Genomic DNA, 15,249 nt, shown 5'->3' on the forward strand with positions numbered 1-15,249 from the left:
TTTATTTTTACTGGACACGCGTTGTTTTTTATTAATGTGTCATCTGAAATATGTCGATTTTTATAAGGAAGTTCTTATTAATTTTTTCCGGGAAAAGTGTCTTCCATTTTTCACTTTACTGGCTATTGTCTGAATGTTCTCTTTACGCTTTACATTGCGAAGGTGGCTTATTGCGGAAACGGTCCGCGCCTGAGTAGAGTATCACAGGCAGGCTCTCTGTATTTCTGCAGGGTTCAGTAACGCCATTTTAAATTACAGAATACTCTTAGTTTTGATGTCATCCTCATGTTTATGCTGTCTTTTATTTTCTGGTTTCATGCTATACATATTTTGATACAAAAATTGGCGATGTGCATACAGATGACTGATTTAGAGTAGCGAAAAATTTTTACGAATAAAAATAGCTGGAACTAACCGACACTTTCCCTGCGCTACACTTTAATAAATATGTCACACCAGAGGTTATATGTTTAATGATCAACACGCCCCTTTAGTGTCATTTATCGTGCCTGTTTATAACGGCGCGATGTTTATTGAACGTTGCGTCGAGAGTATTCTTCAGCAACCTCATGCTGAGCATTGCCAGCTTATTTTAGTCAATGATGGTTCAAGTGATAATTCACTTGAGCTAATGAGAAAATACCAGAATTATCCTGGCGTAGAGATTATAGATAAGCCCAATGGCGGCGTTTCATCGGCACGTAACTGCGGTCTGGATGCTGCGCGTGGCACATTCCTCTCTTTCATCGATGCCGACGACTTTCTGCCTTCAGGTGTGCTGGATACCTGGCTGGGGCTGATGAATGAAGACGTCATTCTGGCCGTAGGCGAATCCCGCACCTTTTCTCATGACGGCGAGCCGCTGTCCGGGGAGCCTGAAGAGACCGCACTGCGCAGTCTGCGCGCTGATAAGGCGATCGGTGAACTGCTCTACCACACGCCGAAACACGGTATCTGTGACAAGTTTTTCCGCCGGACGATCGTGCAACAGCAGCAGTTACGCTTTCGGGAAGATATCTTCAACTTTGAAGATCTGCTGTTTGTGATCAGCTACCTGTCCGGTGCCCCGCAGGGACAGGTCGTGTTCAGCCCTCGGGTCGTCTACCACTATGTTGAGTCACACGATTCGGCAACGCGCTCGGCGCTCAAAGAAAAACACTTCACTTACGTCCGGGCTTTTACAGGGATTAAACGCGTCTTGCTACGGCCGCAGGAACGCTATTACTACTTCTTATTTCTGAAGGTTACGGCCTCGCACATCTATAAAGCCCTGTATAGTGGGACGTTCAGCGCGGCATTCGTCAGGCAGTATATTGAACTTTACCGGCAAAACTATCGTGCCTATATTGCCGCGGGCGTGCTCCCAGACGCCTGGAGCCTTTATTTTACGCTTTTCTACCTGTCTCCACGCCTGGTGTCCGGGCTGCGTCATGCCGTACAGACTCTGTTGAGGGCGCGTTCGTGAAACAAAAGCTGCAAAACTCGTTATGGATGATCATTGAGAAGCTGGTTGCGGTATTTGGCCTGATGTTTGTAACGTCCTTCGTCGCTAAGTACGTCGGGCCTGTCACGTTTGGTGTGATCGCCATTTCCATGCTGATATTTCAGTTTATCCAGTCTGTGGCGATGATGGGCTGCGACGTCATCCTGCTCAAGCGCATTGCCCAGAATCACCGTTCTGGCATCCGCCTTATGGTGCCGGCTGTCATTTTGGTGTTTAGCCTTTACTGTGTGCTCTCTACCATTGGCATTGTGGTGATGCGGGAAGAGATGAACTCGCAAGCGTTTGTCTTTATCTGCGCGGCGGCACTGGCTTGTCTGTTCTCGGCTATCGATCTGGTTAATATCTACAATGAAGCGGTGTTGAATGCGAAGCTGAACGTGATGGCTAACCTTACCGGTCTCCTGATCAGTCTGGCTATCCGTTATGGGATTTCCTGGTTCCAGCTCAAACCGGAATTGCTGGCCATTCCCATTGTGCTGGCTACCTTCATTCCTTTTCTGATCAAACTCTGTGTGTTTAGCTGGCACCAACGACGTACGCATGAGAAGCCGCCGCTTCCCCGACTCACTCATATCCGACGTTACAGCGGGTATATTTTGCAGGCCGGACGATCCCTGGTGCTGTCGGTGATTGCGATTACGATTTATACCCGGCTTAACCAGCTCAGCGTTTCATGGTTCTTAGGGTTAAAAGAGGCGGGCATCTTTTCTGTCGCGATGACGCTGTCGGTGGCCTGGGTCTTTTTACCCAACGCTTTACTTGCCTCGTTTTATCCCGCGTTGTTTGCCGAACGTGATCCTGATGTGGCGATTGTCCGCGCGCAGAAGTTACAGCTAATGGTCATTGCCGTGTCGGGGGCCGTTATCGGCGGTATTGCCCTGATCGGCCCCTGGTTTATCCGGCATTTCTACGGCGCAGCTTACACCGAAGCGATTGCCCCGATGGTGTTATTAAGCATCGGCGCCATGTTTGGTGTACTAAGCAGCGTCATGGATCGCTTCATTATTAAATACAATGGCTATCGCTACCTGCTCAAAAAAACGTTCTGTGTGCTGGCGGTATGTCTGATCACGACGGTGACACTGGTGCCAGCCTTCGGCATTACTGGCGGCGCCATAAGTGTGGTGATTACTGAGTTTATGGCCTTTACGCTGTTAAACTATTTTTTCCGTGGGCAGCCGATGATGAAGATTCACAAAATATTCATTCAACCCGGAAAACTGTGGTTTCTTATTAATCGCTCGCTCTTTTCTGGGCGGTGATGCAGATATTTCTTAAAGATATGCGTTGGAAGGCGTTTAAATAAAACGCCTTGAACGGTATCTTTAATATAACGCGCTTTTTATCTGCGCGTGAGTAACGTTAATATCCTGCCATGTGGCGGGAGGATGTACCCTGCCTGTTCGTTTTTTTAATTATCGCTTAATAAAAATGAAAGCGTATCTTCATGATCCGAATAATGCCCGTTTACGGTCAGTTTAATTTCGCGCTTTTATAATCTTAGAGTGGGTTAATAAATAATTAGATGCTTATTTTCTTTTCGGTTATCAGGAAAAGGAAAGGCTTTTATTTTCATTATCTTTTTCGCCTTTTTAAGGGCGGCAGGCATTAGGGCTGGTTACGAGGTTTTGAAATGAATGATAAATATTTATTCAGTATAATAATACCTGTTTATAATGCTGAGAAGACGATTATGCGTACCCTGCAAAGTCTTCTCCTTCAGACATGCAAAGATTATGAAGTTATCCTGGTGAATGATGGCAGCAAAGATAACTGCGCCTCTGTTCTTGATGAATTTAAACACTATAAAAATTTTAACGTTATCTCGCAGAGTAATGCTGGCGTCAGCGCAGCGCGAAATGCAGGCCTGGAAGTGGCTACGGGAGAATACGTTATTTTTGTTGATGCTGATGACTGGGTTGATGATGATTTTCTGACCATGTTTCATCAGCACCTTTCTCTGAGCGTTTCACAACCTGTTGATTTACTGGTGGGGAACCTCAGGTGCTCGCGCGTGGGTAGCCTTTCCACCTATGGCCATTTCGGCCATCAGTCTATTCCTGCTGTGCTGGATGAGCTTGAGTTAAGTGATAACATTGGCTATCTCCATAACAAGTGCTACAGAAGAAAGTTGCTTGAAGATCAACAGCTCCGCTTCACTAAAGGGATATCGATGAGTGAAGACCTGCTGTTTAATCTCAACTGTCTTTACTATGTCGATAATCTGTTTATTTTTGACAGTGCATCTTATCACTATGATGATGTGGAAAACTCGCTGTCGAAAAGACGCGTCCCGTATGAAGAATTGCTGGATCGTAAGCGTTACCTGACTGATCTGTATGAAAGGTTATTTGTTAAATATAAAAACGAGGATTTGTCGCTTTTCTCTACTGGTGTCACCAAACGTAAGCTCACCCTCGATATGCAAATCGTTACCGCCATGTATTACACCACGCTTAACATTAATGAAATCCGGAAAAGTATCAAACGGATCAAAGAGAAACGCTATCCGGCAAACGTACTGGCATTATTAAACAGAAGCGAGAAAGTGAAGTACCACGTCATGAATGTGAATGCCAGAGTGGCTTATCTGGTGTTGTATATGCTATTCAGATTACGGTTTTTTTAACTTCCGGCGTTGTCATTCAGTGTCGGGCCCTCGACGGAAATGGCGCATATTTTGGCGAGGTGAATTTCCGTAGGGGGCTCTGTCATCGCGCCAGTATTTTGCTATTCCACGTTGGGTCAAATGTCGCAATGCTGGAAAGGGGCCGCGTTTTCACTGTCGCGCCGGTCCCCGATGCAGGGCAGGCATTGCATTCACTCCGCAGCCTGATCGTGAACGTCATAACGAAGGTGACCGCGCGCAAACGTAAGGCGAGGCTGGAGATGGCGTTATGCATTGACCTTCAGGCCCGGAATAGCCGGCGCAACCTGCTGAGTCGCTGTTGTGAAAGCGCTTCCTTTAATGTGCACTATTCCCTGCGCGTCACAGCACTGGCAGGCCCGGGTGTGACTTCTCAGCACGTCTGAGTGGAAGTTATGGCCACGCGCCCGAATCGTGCTGACGACCTCAGAAAATATCTGCTGTCCATAACGCTTATCCGTCTCGTCGGCCGCTCCGTTTCTGCCACGTATCAGATAACGTCAGCATACTGAAGATCACGCCCAGGTGTCTTTGCATGTTCGCCATGAAAAAACGCATTTAGTTCAGCTCTGGATTGCCAGAGGGATCCGAAATGCTCGACGTAGAGACGCGCCTTCAACGTGCTGAGCAGCACGATGTCAGCCCGACATGCTTCTCTGAGTGTAAGTAACATGGAATGTCTTTTTCATTCTTACCGATGCCCGTGCCTCACGAAGCGGTGAGCAGGGGGGAAATCAACGACATGCGGATCAGGTGACTGGTGGCTTTCTGGTTGCGGCAGTGACAGCGTTTGTTGTCGCACAGTTGAAAGTCATCGCTTACGCCAATCGGTTATCACCCAGCCTGGCCGCCGCTTTTTGCGTCGCCAGGCGTCTTTTTTCAATAAAGGGAGCTATCTGGTCCTGCGCTTTTTGCAACTGCTCAGCCGGCGCGGTCCGCGGCGAGCCACTGGTAAAGGGCGGCGCGGGATCGTACTCCATATGCAACTGAATATTTTGAGCAATCTCAGGGCCGTAAAGCTCGGCGACAACAGTAAGCGCGAAGTCGATACCAGAGGTGACATCTGCGCCGGTGATACGATTTCGATCGCGCACAACACGCTGGTTTACAGGCTCGGCACCCAGAAGCACCAGTTGATCCAAGGATGCCCAGTGCGTCGTCGCCTGATAGCCTTGTAACAGCCCGGCAGCACCCAGCACCAACGACCCCGTGCAGACCGAGGTGATCAGTCTGGCCTGCTCACTCTGGCGTCGGACAAACGTAAGCACATCCTCATCCGCCATCAGTTCGATTTGCCCGGGGCCGCCGGGCACACAAATGATGTCCAGCGGCGGCGTCGTTGCAAAGGTAGTGGTAGGTAAGATCGCCATGCCACGGTCTGATATCACGGGCTGTAAATTTTTCCAGATCAGATGTACCCGCGCATGAGGCGCACGGACAAACACCTCATAAGGACCGGTGAGATCAAGTTGTGTCAGCGCGGGGAAGAGCAGAAGGCCGATGTTAATGGATGCGATGTCATTCATGAGAGGGTTCCTGAAGGCTAAAAATCTTCAATTGATGCTTTTTGAATGACAACGTTCTTAATGAAGACTCAATACGCTGCCATTCAGAAAGCGTCAAACGCCACATTAAGCTGTCAACGCAAAGCAGATTACTGGCGTGCCTACTAACAGAACGCTGATAGGTAAAATTCCTACCTTAAAGTGGTTATTTATTGCTTATAAACTGAAACACCTCAGTCAAGCCCGCTAATCAATCATCGATTTTCACTTACTCAGTAAATACTGATGATAAAATTGATGAAAAGTCTTTTTTGAACATAGCGTTATGCCACAAGAACATAGCAATTATGATAATAAAATACTAGTGTAAGAACGCTATTTTCTTCACCGATGCATTTTATTGACTCGGCTCATATTCATTTTTTTACTGCACGTGGTTAAATTTTTTCGGATTAAAGCCTAATATAAATTTATCCATAGTGAAAGTGTGGTGTCACTGAGTTTTAACTGGCGTTACCTTTAACGATCGTCAGCGTCCTCGACGACTCTGTAGCGATGCGCAGGATTTTCAGCGTCAAAACATGTCACCATGAGTTCCTCATTTCTTATGTAAAATAAAGTTTCGGTTTTTCTGTTTTTTCCGGATTTAAAGTCTGGATTGGATTTTTTTTATAGTTCTTATTGTTGATTTTTTGCTTTTTACTGTCCGACATGAGTGGTTTGAGTGTTAAGTTAATGTAAGATTTATGTAAACTAATATTGTTTACTTAATTTTGACTCCATGTTAATAACTATCTCTGGGTTTAAATGAACGTCATGGAGATGCAGGATGAAAACTATTTTGATTGCTGTAACAATGATGTTGTTGCTTGCCGGATGTAGTTCTGTGGGAGGCGAAGATAAATTTAGTAGGAGCTACGTGACCTCACATATTATTCCTGATAAAACCACGCAGGCCGAGGTTCAGGCGTTATACGGAACGCCAGACGACCAGAACGTAAGTTCCAACGGTGATTACGAATGGATTTATGATAAGAGTGGTAATTTGGATACGGCATCCAGCGTTATGGGTTATGTGCCGGGTGCAAGTGCTATTTCGAGCGCATTAGGAATGGCATCAAGCGCCAGTAGTGCGTCAGATTCAATGGCAAAAGCATCTGGAAAAATGAGCGGTGATACGAATTACCGTGCATCACATTTGTTCATCAGGTTTAATAAAAATAAAACAGTAAGTAGTTGGTTTATGTGATTTTCTCTACAATCAGGAGTGGGGAAGCAAACAGTCACTCCTGATTATTTTATAGTGAAAGGTATGGCGCATTTTTAATTTCTAACTTTGAACTATCGTTATTTATTTCAAGGGGTTGACGTTGTCAGGTCAGACTTTTTAGAAAGAACACAGTTCGGCGTGTCATCCACAATAATTTATAAAGAATGCTCTGAACTGGTTTGAACTCTGAATGGATGTGCCCTTTCATTCTTTTATCACAACTACAGTCGTCACGTTTTTTCAATTTGATGGTGGGTAAGTTTTGCCAGAGATGACGGTAACGTTTATGGGTAACACTCACTGAGTAACAGGCTATGCATGCGATAACACGGTATCAATTTATTGTGATGAGTCATTTTTTATCGTATTGATAAGTCTTAATCATGTGTCGTGTTAAAAACTTTCTCAAGATGAGAGGTAAAGTGCTGTCAAGACATCCCATCATTCAGAATAATGCTATAGATTCTGCGTAAGACATATTAATTTTGATAAAGGGGTATTTCTGTGTGGAAAACAGCGATCATTTCCTTCATTTTAATGCTTCTGGCATTCGCGACTAATGTAAGTATTTCGCGAGCCATGGCGGAGGATAGCGTAAATTCCTCAAGCATTAAACAGACAGCCAGCAAGACGTTTGACCCTTCAGCGATGCCTGTCTCTTCCGCGCCACCAGGGGCATTTCCCTATATAGCCCTTCCTGCGGGTTATGAAACGTCTACCCAACCTGATATCACCGAATTCGATCAAATCCCGTTCTGGACTGGCGATCATCTTGAACCTGTGGAAGGCAAGGTTTGGTCGGCCCATATTAGTGCCGTTCAGAACAAAACATTTTCACAGCTGGAGTTGAGTCGTAATATTGAATCTGTGGTGACGTCGTTAGGGGGGGAGAGTGTTTTTAACGGAAGAATCCCACCCGAAGCATTAAAAAAGATTGAAGCATGGCCACGTGATTTCACGACCAAGTACAACAGTGGCCTGGGGGATATCTGGAATAATGATGTGACGGTGTTCGTTATTCACCGGGCAGACAGAAATATCTGGATTCACCTTTGCACCTACGAGTTTGGGGGCGGTTTATTGATTGCCGAAACGAAACCTCTTGATATTACCGCGCGCGTATTGCCTGCGAACGAGATGGCAGAACAGATTAAGAAGGTGGGGAAAGTGGCGTTACATGTTAATTTCGCTACTGATAAAACGACAATTTTGCCTGATTCTCAGCCTCAGATTGAGCAGGTAGTTGCGCTACTCCATACCGACCCGGCTTTGAAACTAAAGGTGAGGGGATACACGGATAACACCGGTAACCCAGCCCATAATCAAACCCTGTCTGAAGGGCGTGCCAACGCTGTGGTTAAGGCCTTGACCGAGAAGGGCATTGACGCGGGCAGGTTATCGTTCGCGGGTTTTGGAGCAGCCGATCCGGTGGCCGATAATGCGAATGAGCAGGGCAGGGCTCAGAATCGACGAGTTGAACTGGTTAAACAACCTTAAATCCAAACCTTTTACTGTATTTGAAACGCCCCTACGGCAGTATAAGTGACAACGTGCAACTGGTCGCAACATCACCTCGTTGCCTCATCGCTGCCGTGTGATGTGCATCTGGTTGGATGCTTACTGAAACCCTTAAACGCAAAAACCCCCGCCGAAGCGAGGGTTTCAAATTTTGGTGCCCGAACCCGGAATCGAACCAGGGACACGGGGATTTTCAATCCCCTGCTCTACCGACTGAGCTATTCGGGCAACGGGGCGCATTAAACCGTAAAGGCCGCAGGCCGTCAACGGCTTTCATGAAAAAACCCTGTAAAACGTGACTGATTGCCTGAATTTCAGTCAAAGGCGTTGAAACTCACGCCAGTGCACCATTTTTACGGCACAGGGCAATGCTTAATATATCTTCCGCCAGACGTTTAGCGACATCCACATCCTGCACATTGCGCTTGATCAGCAGCTTGCTTAAGCAGCCTTCCAGCACCAGTTCCATTTGATCGGCCACCATACTCGGGTTATCCAGACCCAGCGCATTTAAAATAGTGTGGGTAAATTCCCAGGAGGCGCGCTTCTGTTTTTCTGCCAGTTGATGAATGGGGTGATCGGGATGCGGATAGAAGCTGCAGGCGGCGATAAACAGGCAGCCGGGAAAACGTCCCTTGGTGACATGCTCATTTAACCCTTCGTAGCGCGCCATTAACTTCTGTTCGGGTCGCAGTGCGCTGTTTTGTAATACCTCTTGTCGCCAGCTGTCGATTTGCTGGGCATGAAACTGCAATGCGTCGTAGAGCAGTGCGTCGCGGTCAGCCCAGAACTGCTCAAGTTGCTGCTCGCTGAGTCGCATCTCTTCGGCCAGGATTTTCAGCGACGAGGTGGACGCTAAGCCATTTTGTTCAAGCACGTTTAATGCATGGTCAAGTATCTGTTCACGTTGCAAACCGTTCTCCTCTGCGATGCAGGCCCGTTCAGGTCAACGGGCTGTGTCCAGGTTCCAGTGTTGTTTACTCACGCAGTTTCTGCAAATGTTCGTCAAAATCCTTTGGCTTCAGGAAACCGGTGATACGTGAACCGGGAATTTCTTTTCCCTGAGCATTAAAGAATAAAATCGTGGGCAGCCCCAGCACGTGAAGATGCTGCAACAGCGCATTGTCGGTAGCCGTGTTCGCCGTCACGTTAGCCTGTAACAGCTGGACATCCTTAAGACTGGCACGTACCGCACTGTCGCTAAAGGTGTACTTCTCAAACTCTTTACAGGCCACGCACCAGTCCGCGTACAAATCCACCATCGTCATGCGGCCCTGTGTGTGTTGCAGTGCCTGATCTAACTGGCTAACCGTTTGAACAGACTGAAAGGGAAGGTGCGCGACAGTTTGCTGTGGCGCGTCATTGCCAAACGCCCAGTCCTGCAAAGGGCGAGCGCTGATCAGGGCGGCGATCAGCATGAGCATTTGCACGATGCGCCATTTGCCGCCGCTGGCGCGCAGGCTGGCACTGAAGGCCCACGCAAAAAAGGCGACGCCCAGCAGGCTCCATAAGCGCACGCCCCACAGCTCACCCAGCACCCGTTCCAGCAGGAAAACCGGCAGCGCGAGAATAACGAACCCAAACCCTTCCTTGACGGTCTGCATCCAGGGGCCGCTTTTAGGCAGGAAGCGGCTACCGAACAGCGTCACGGCAATCAGCGGTAAGCCCATACCGATGGCATACAACCACAATGTACCGGCACCCGCCAGCAGGTTACCGCTCTGTGCGATATAGAGCAGGATGGCACTGAGCGGCGCGGTGGTGCAGGGGGAACAAATTAAACCTGCCAGCGCGCCCATCAGGAAAACGCCGGGCAGTGAGCCGCCCTGCTGACGGTTGCTCCACAGCGTCAGACGGGTTTGTACGCTGGCGGGTAACTGTAGCGAAAACAGGCCAAACATCGACATGGCCAGCACTACAAACAGCACGGATAAACCGATCAGGACATAGGGATGCTGTAAGGCCGCCTGAAAACGCAGGCCAGCCGCGGCGACTGTCACGCCGAGCAAGGTATAGGTAAGCGCCATTCCTTGCACATAAACCAGGGCCAGCGCGAACAGGCGACCCAGCGAGTTGTCACGCTTACCGCCAAGGATAATGCCCGAAATCAGGGGATACATCGGTAAGACGCAGGGCGTAAATGCCACACCGACACCAATCAGCAGCGCCCACAATGGCGAAAAGGGGAGCGGGCTGGCGGTGGCGGGCGGGCGCTCCCCTGAGTCTGCATCCGCGCTGGCGACAACGGGCGTGAGTGGAATGCTGCGCGTTTCAGGTGGATAACAGAAGCCAGCGGCAGCACAGCCCTGATACGTCACGCTCAGCGTACTGCCCCTGGCGGCCTGTTGCAGCGTGACGGGCACGTTCAGGTTCTGCGGATAAATCTCGCTCTTACCAAAAAATTCATCTTCGTGTGGCTGACCCGCTGGCAAGGCCACAGGCGCGATACGCGCATTGTTGGCGACGACCCTGATTTGCTGGCGGTAGAGATAGTAGCCGTCTTTAACCTTCCAGTGCAGATTGAGCTGTGCGCCCTGTTGGTCGAAATCAAAAGCAAAAGCCTGGTCGACGGGCAAAAAGCGGCTGGTGGTTTTGGGGGCAAACAGGTCAGCCTGCGCCTGCAGGCAGATAAACAGGGCCAGTATCAGGGTAATTAAGCGAGCGATGCGTGCAGCCATGACAAGTATTCACTGTCTCCATGTTGAACCGGAAGCACCAGCAGTTCTGGTACGTCATAAGGATGTGAGCGCTTAAGCAGATCGAGCAATGCCTGCTGATGAGCTGTATCGCATTTGAGTAACATCTGAACTTCGCTGGCCTGCTCCAACTGGCCCTGCCAGACGTAGTACGAGGTGGCACCCGGTAAAAGGGTGACACAGGCGGCCAGTCTGGCCTTCAGCGCCTGGGTGGCAAGCTGCTGCGCGCACGCCTGGTCAGGGGCGGTGCAGAGGATGACAACGGCATTCATCATGAGGCTCCTGTTGAAAATCGCGTCGATGATAGCACGTTCACTGTGCGGCCGGGACTACAGCAGAAGCCCACCAAAAATAAACCCGAACACGACAGACAGGGTGATGGCCAGCACGCCGGGAATGATAAAGGCATGGTTGAACACGAACTTACCGATTCGGGTCGAGCCAGTGTCATCCATCTCAACGGCGGCTAACAGTGTGGGATAGGTCGGTAACACAAACAGCGCTGACACGGCGGCAAAAGAAGCGATAGCTGTCAAAGGGGTGACGCCAAGGGCTAACGCCGCAGGCAGCAGGGCTTTCGCGGTTGCTGCCTGAGAATAGAGCAGCATCGAAGAAAAGAACAATACCAGCGCCAGCATCCACGGATAGGTTTTTAAGGTATCCCCCGCCAGCATCTGGATATCCGCCAGATGGGCTTTGACGAAGGTATCGCCGAGCCAGGCTACGCCCATGACGCAGACGCAGGCACTCATACCGGATTTAAACGTACTGGCGCTCAGAATCGCGCCGCTGTCAATATTACAGGTCAGACTAATCAACGTGGCAATAGTGAGCATAAACACCACAATCGCTTCGTTGCGCGGCAGGGGCGGATTGACGATCAGGTTTACGCTTTCGCTGGTAATGGTCGCATAGATCACCACGGCAGCAATCCCGAACAGGAACAGCAGGACAGACTTTCTGGCGCCAGGTCTGGCGTGATAGACGGTTTCCCCACGCAGGGCCACGTCGCCTTTCGCCAGGCGAGCCTGATAAACGGCGTCATCTTTCAGCTCTTTTCCCAGGAAGTTAGTGACCAGCGCGGCAAGAAACAGCCCAACCATGGTAGCCGGAATGGCGATGGCCAGCAGCATGATATAGCTTACGCCGCGCGGTTCGAGCAGCGTGGCAAAGAAGACGACCGCCGCCGAGATTGGCGAGGCGGTAATGGCAACCTGAGATGCGACAACCGCCATCGACAGCGGACGAGAAGGACGCACGCCTTGCTCTTTCGCCACCTCGGCGATGACCGGCAGGGTAGAGAAGGCGGTATGACCGGTGCCCGCCAGCAGCGTCATCACATAGGTGACCAGCGGGGCAAGAAAGGTGACATAACGGGGATGACGACGCAGCAGGCGTTCGGCAAGGCTGACCAGGTAGTCCATGCCGCCAGCAACCTGCATGGCCGCAATCGCCGCGATGACCGCCATGATGATTTCAATCACATCAAACGGAATGGCGCCTGGCTTCATACCAAAGCCAAGCGTCAGGATGAGCACGCCCATGCCGCCCGCAAAGCCAATCCCGATCCCGCCAAGACGCGCGCCCAGCCAGATCGCCAGTACCACGATAAACAGTTCAACCAGGAACATGTGCCACTCCCGAAATGATGATGAGCCGAAAAGCAAACCCATCCTTTTAACAAACAAAAAGGCACATCGTTTTGATTACGATGTGCCTTTTACACCAGTAAGCGCAATTACGCCTTACTGTTCGTTTTCATCGGTATAGCGTTTCGCCTTGTAAACCGGATACATCAGGTTTTGCACAGAGAAAATATCATCCAGCTCGCTTTCGGTCAGCAGGCCGCGCTCCAGCACCACCTCGCGCACGCTTTTGCCGGTTTCGGCGCAAATTTTACCCACGATGTCACCATTATGGTGGCCGATATAGGGGTTCAGATAGGTCACAATCCCAATGGAGTTAAACACGTAGGCTTCGCAGACCGCTTTGTTCGCCGTGATACCGTTGACGCATTTTTCCAGCAGGTTATAGCAGGCGTTGGTCAGAATGCTGATCGATTCAAACAGCGCCTGACCGATGACCGGCTCCATGACGTTGAGCTGAAGCTGGCCGGCTTCCGACGCCATCGTGACCGTCGTATCGTTACCAATCACCTTGAAGCACACCTGATTAACGACTTCAGGCACCACCGGATTCACTTTGGCAGGCATGATGGAGGAACCGGCTTGCAGCTCCGGCAGGTTAATCTCGTTCAGGCCCGCGCGTGGACCGGAAGAAAGCAGGCGCAGGTCATTACAGATCTTCGACAGTTTGACAGCCAGGCGTTTGAGTGATGAATGCACCATGACATAGGCGCCGCAGTCTGAAGTGGCTTCGATCAGGTCTTCGGCGGGCACGACCGCGAGGTTGCTGACTTCCGCCAGTTTCTGCACCGCCAACTGCTGGTAACCGTCCGGCGTGTTCAGGCGCGTACCGATAGCGGTTGCGCCTAGGTTCACTTCCAGCAGCAGTTCGCCAGTGCGCAAAATGCTTTTCGTCTCTTCATTCAGCAGAACGCTGTAGGCATGGAACTCCTGGCCCAGCGTCATCGGCACCGCATCCTGTAGCTGGGTACGGCCCATTTTTAAAATGGTCTGGAATTCATCGGCTTTACGCTGAAACCCGTCCGCTAACTGACTGATACCGTCGAGCAGTTTCAGCAGTGAGCTGTAAACGGCAATACGAAAACCCGTCGGATAGGCATCGTTAGTGGACTGGCATTTATTCACGTGGTCGTTCGGGTTCAGATACTGATATTCGCCTTTTTGATGCCCCATCAGTTCCAGACCAATATTCGCCAGTACCTCATTGGTATTCATATTCACCGAGGTGCCTGCGCCGCCCTGATAAACATCAACCGGAAACTGATCCATGCAGCGACCGTTGTTCAGCACTTCATCGCAGGCCTGAATAATGGTGTTGGCGATATCACGCGGTAAGGTTTGTAGCTCTTTGTTTGCCATCGCCGCGGCTTTTTTCACCATCACCATGCCGCGAACAAACTCAGGAATGTCACTGATTTTGCTGTTGCTGATGTAAAAGTTTTCAATCGCACGCAAAGTATGAACGCCATAGTAAGCATCCGCCGGAACTTCACGCATGCCTAACAGGTCTTCTTCGATACGAATGTTGTTCGCCATGATAACCTTCTTGTTGTCACTGCTAACCATCGCAGATGATGTGTTTGTTTTGTGGGGAAGCGCCAGAACCGCTATTTTATCCGTATTCAGGCAGGTGAGCACGATCCTATTCTGACAGAGACGCAAAGCGCGAACAGAGATCACCTGTCTGGCCGCGTTACGTTAACAATATGTGAAATCGCTCACAAAAATAACCCGTAAGCAAAAATTTGCCGGGTGCGGTTGAAATTGACGATCAGAATAACCATCTCTGTTTTTTACCTTTTTCACATTCATATTCCACGCTGTCGGGTTAACGACCGGGCAGCCTGACTCACAGGAGAATCCGGTGCGCTGGTTACCGTTAGTGATCTTTTTCGTACTGGCCTGGATTGAGATCTCACTTTTCATTCAGGTTGCACACGTCCTGGGCGTGCTGCTCACCATGCTGCTGGTGGTTTTCACCTCCTGCATTGGCGTGTCTTTAGTCAAAAATCAGGGCATGAAAAACTTTATGCTGATGCAGGAGAAGCTGGCACGTAATGAAAGCCCGGCACAGGAGATGATCAAAAGCGTTTCGCTGATCATTGCCGGTTTCCTGCTGCTGCTGCCTGGTTTCTTTACCGATATGCTGGGGCTGCTTCTGCTGCTGCCACCGGTGCAAAAGCACCTCACGCTGAAGCTGATGCCGCATTTGCGCGTCTGGCGCGGGCCGGGAGCGGGCCCGGACAGTGGCTATACCATGGATGGCGAGTACGAACGTAAAGATACCGATCGTCTTGAACACCATGACGATCCTAAGGATCGTTAATTCCCACCCTGCGCGACGTCGGGTCGCGCTTTTTGTTTGTTCGCCCGCCCGTTTGCCACCTTTGTTCAAAAAGTCATCAGTCGCATCATCAGGCAAAAAAAATTTGTAGGTTCCCCCCTTGAAAGAGGGAAAGCGCG

At 49.9% G+C, this 15,249-nt stretch carries 12 protein-coding genes and 1 tRNA gene; 6 read left to right on the forward strand and 7 right to left on the reverse strand.

What is annotated here, in order from left to right; translation table 11 throughout:
- Nucleotides 1-466 precede the first annotated feature (466 nt).
- From C1N64_RS04810 to C1N64_RS04820, 3 genes are all read left to right on the forward strand, one after another.
- Nucleotides 467-1,465: a glycosyltransferase family 2 protein gene (locus C1N64_RS04810; RefSeq protein ID WP_039338999.1), complete on the forward strand. Its 999-nt coding sequence runs from the start codon at nucleotides 467-469 to the stop codon at nucleotides 1,463-1,465.
- Nucleotides 1,462-2,766, forward strand: coding sequence for an oligosaccharide flippase family protein (locus C1N64_RS04815; RefSeq protein WP_394515287.1), 1,305 nt, complete (start codon nucleotides 1,462-1,464; stop codon nucleotides 2,764-2,766). The genes C1N64_RS04810 and C1N64_RS04815 overlap by 4 nt, the downstream gene beginning before the upstream one ends.
- A gap of 371 nt (nucleotides 2,767-3,137) precedes the next feature.
- Nucleotides 3,138-4,133: a glycosyltransferase gene (locus C1N64_RS04820; RefSeq protein ID WP_058702372.1), complete on the forward strand. Its 996-nt coding sequence runs from the start codon at nucleotides 3,138-3,140 to the stop codon at nucleotides 4,131-4,133.
- 836 nt (nucleotides 4,134-4,969) lie between these two features.
- Here C1N64_RS04820 and C1N64_RS04825 read toward each other — a convergent pair.
- Nucleotides 4,970-5,677, reverse strand: a complete 708-nt coding sequence (locus C1N64_RS04825) for a DJ-1/PfpI family protein (protein ID WP_367143455.1) — start codon at nucleotides 5,675-5,677, stop codon at nucleotides 4,970-4,972.
- An 808-nt stretch (nucleotides 5,678-6,485) separates the two neighbouring features.
- On the opposite strand from C1N64_RS04825, the gene C1N64_RS04830 reads away from it, so the two are divergent.
- Both C1N64_RS04830 and C1N64_RS04835 read left to right on the forward strand, forming a co-directional pair.
- Complete coding sequence (locus C1N64_RS04830; RefSeq protein WP_367143454.1) at nucleotides 6,486-6,905, forward strand: putative periplasmic lipoprotein; 420 nt, start codon at nucleotides 6,486-6,488, stop codon at nucleotides 6,903-6,905.
- A 525-nt stretch (nucleotides 6,906-7,430) separates the two neighbouring features.
- Nucleotides 7,431-8,423: an OmpA family protein gene (locus C1N64_RS04835; protein ID WP_367143453.1), complete on the forward strand. Its 993-nt coding sequence runs from the start codon at nucleotides 7,431-7,433 to the stop codon at nucleotides 8,421-8,423.
- Nucleotides 8,424-8,596: 173 nt separating this feature from the next.
- On the opposite strand, the gene C1N64_RS04840 is transcribed toward C1N64_RS04835, so the two are convergent.
- The 6 genes from C1N64_RS04840 to aspA form a co-directional block, all read right to left on the reverse strand.
- A tRNA-Phe gene (locus C1N64_RS04840) sits at nucleotides 8,597-8,672 on the reverse strand.
- 106 nt (nucleotides 8,673-8,778) lie between these two features.
- Entirely contained in the window at nucleotides 8,779-9,357 is a 579-nt protein-coding gene (locus tag C1N64_RS04845; protein WP_394515289.1) for a division control transcriptional repressor DicD, read from the reverse strand.
- 64 nt (nucleotides 9,358-9,421) lie between these two features.
- Complete coding sequence (locus C1N64_RS04850; protein WP_394515290.1) at nucleotides 9,422-11,122, reverse strand: protein-disulfide reductase DsbD; 1,701 nt, start codon at nucleotides 11,120-11,122, stop codon at nucleotides 9,422-9,424.
- Nucleotides 11,098-11,412, reverse strand: a complete 315-nt coding sequence (cutA, locus tag C1N64_RS04855) for a divalent cation tolerance protein CutA (RefSeq protein ID WP_006121705.1) — start codon at nucleotides 11,410-11,412, stop codon at nucleotides 11,098-11,100. The genes C1N64_RS04850 and cutA overlap by 25 nt, the downstream gene beginning before the upstream one ends.
- A gap of 57 nt (nucleotides 11,413-11,469) precedes the next feature.
- Entirely contained in the window at nucleotides 11,470-12,771 is a 1,302-nt protein-coding gene (locus tag C1N64_RS04860) for an anaerobic C4-dicarboxylate transporter (RefSeq protein WP_162286128.1), read from the reverse strand.
- A 114-nt stretch (nucleotides 12,772-12,885) separates the two neighbouring features.
- Complete coding sequence (gene aspA / locus C1N64_RS04865; RefSeq protein ID WP_033739147.1) at nucleotides 12,886-14,322, reverse strand: aspartate ammonia-lyase; 1,437 nt, start codon at nucleotides 14,320-14,322, stop codon at nucleotides 12,886-12,888.
- 328 nt (nucleotides 14,323-14,650) lie between these two features.
- Here aspA and C1N64_RS04870 point away from each other — a divergent pair, with 328 nt between their 5' ends.
- Nucleotides 14,651-15,112 carry an FxsA family protein gene (locus C1N64_RS04870; protein WP_006121708.1) on the forward strand — a complete coding sequence of 154 codons (462 nt, stop codon included), beginning with the start codon at nucleotides 14,651-14,653 and terminating at the stop codon, nucleotides 15,110-15,112.
- Nucleotides 15,113-15,249 lie beyond the last annotated feature (137 nt).

This window comes from Pantoea sp. SGAir0215, assembly GCF_043543215.1.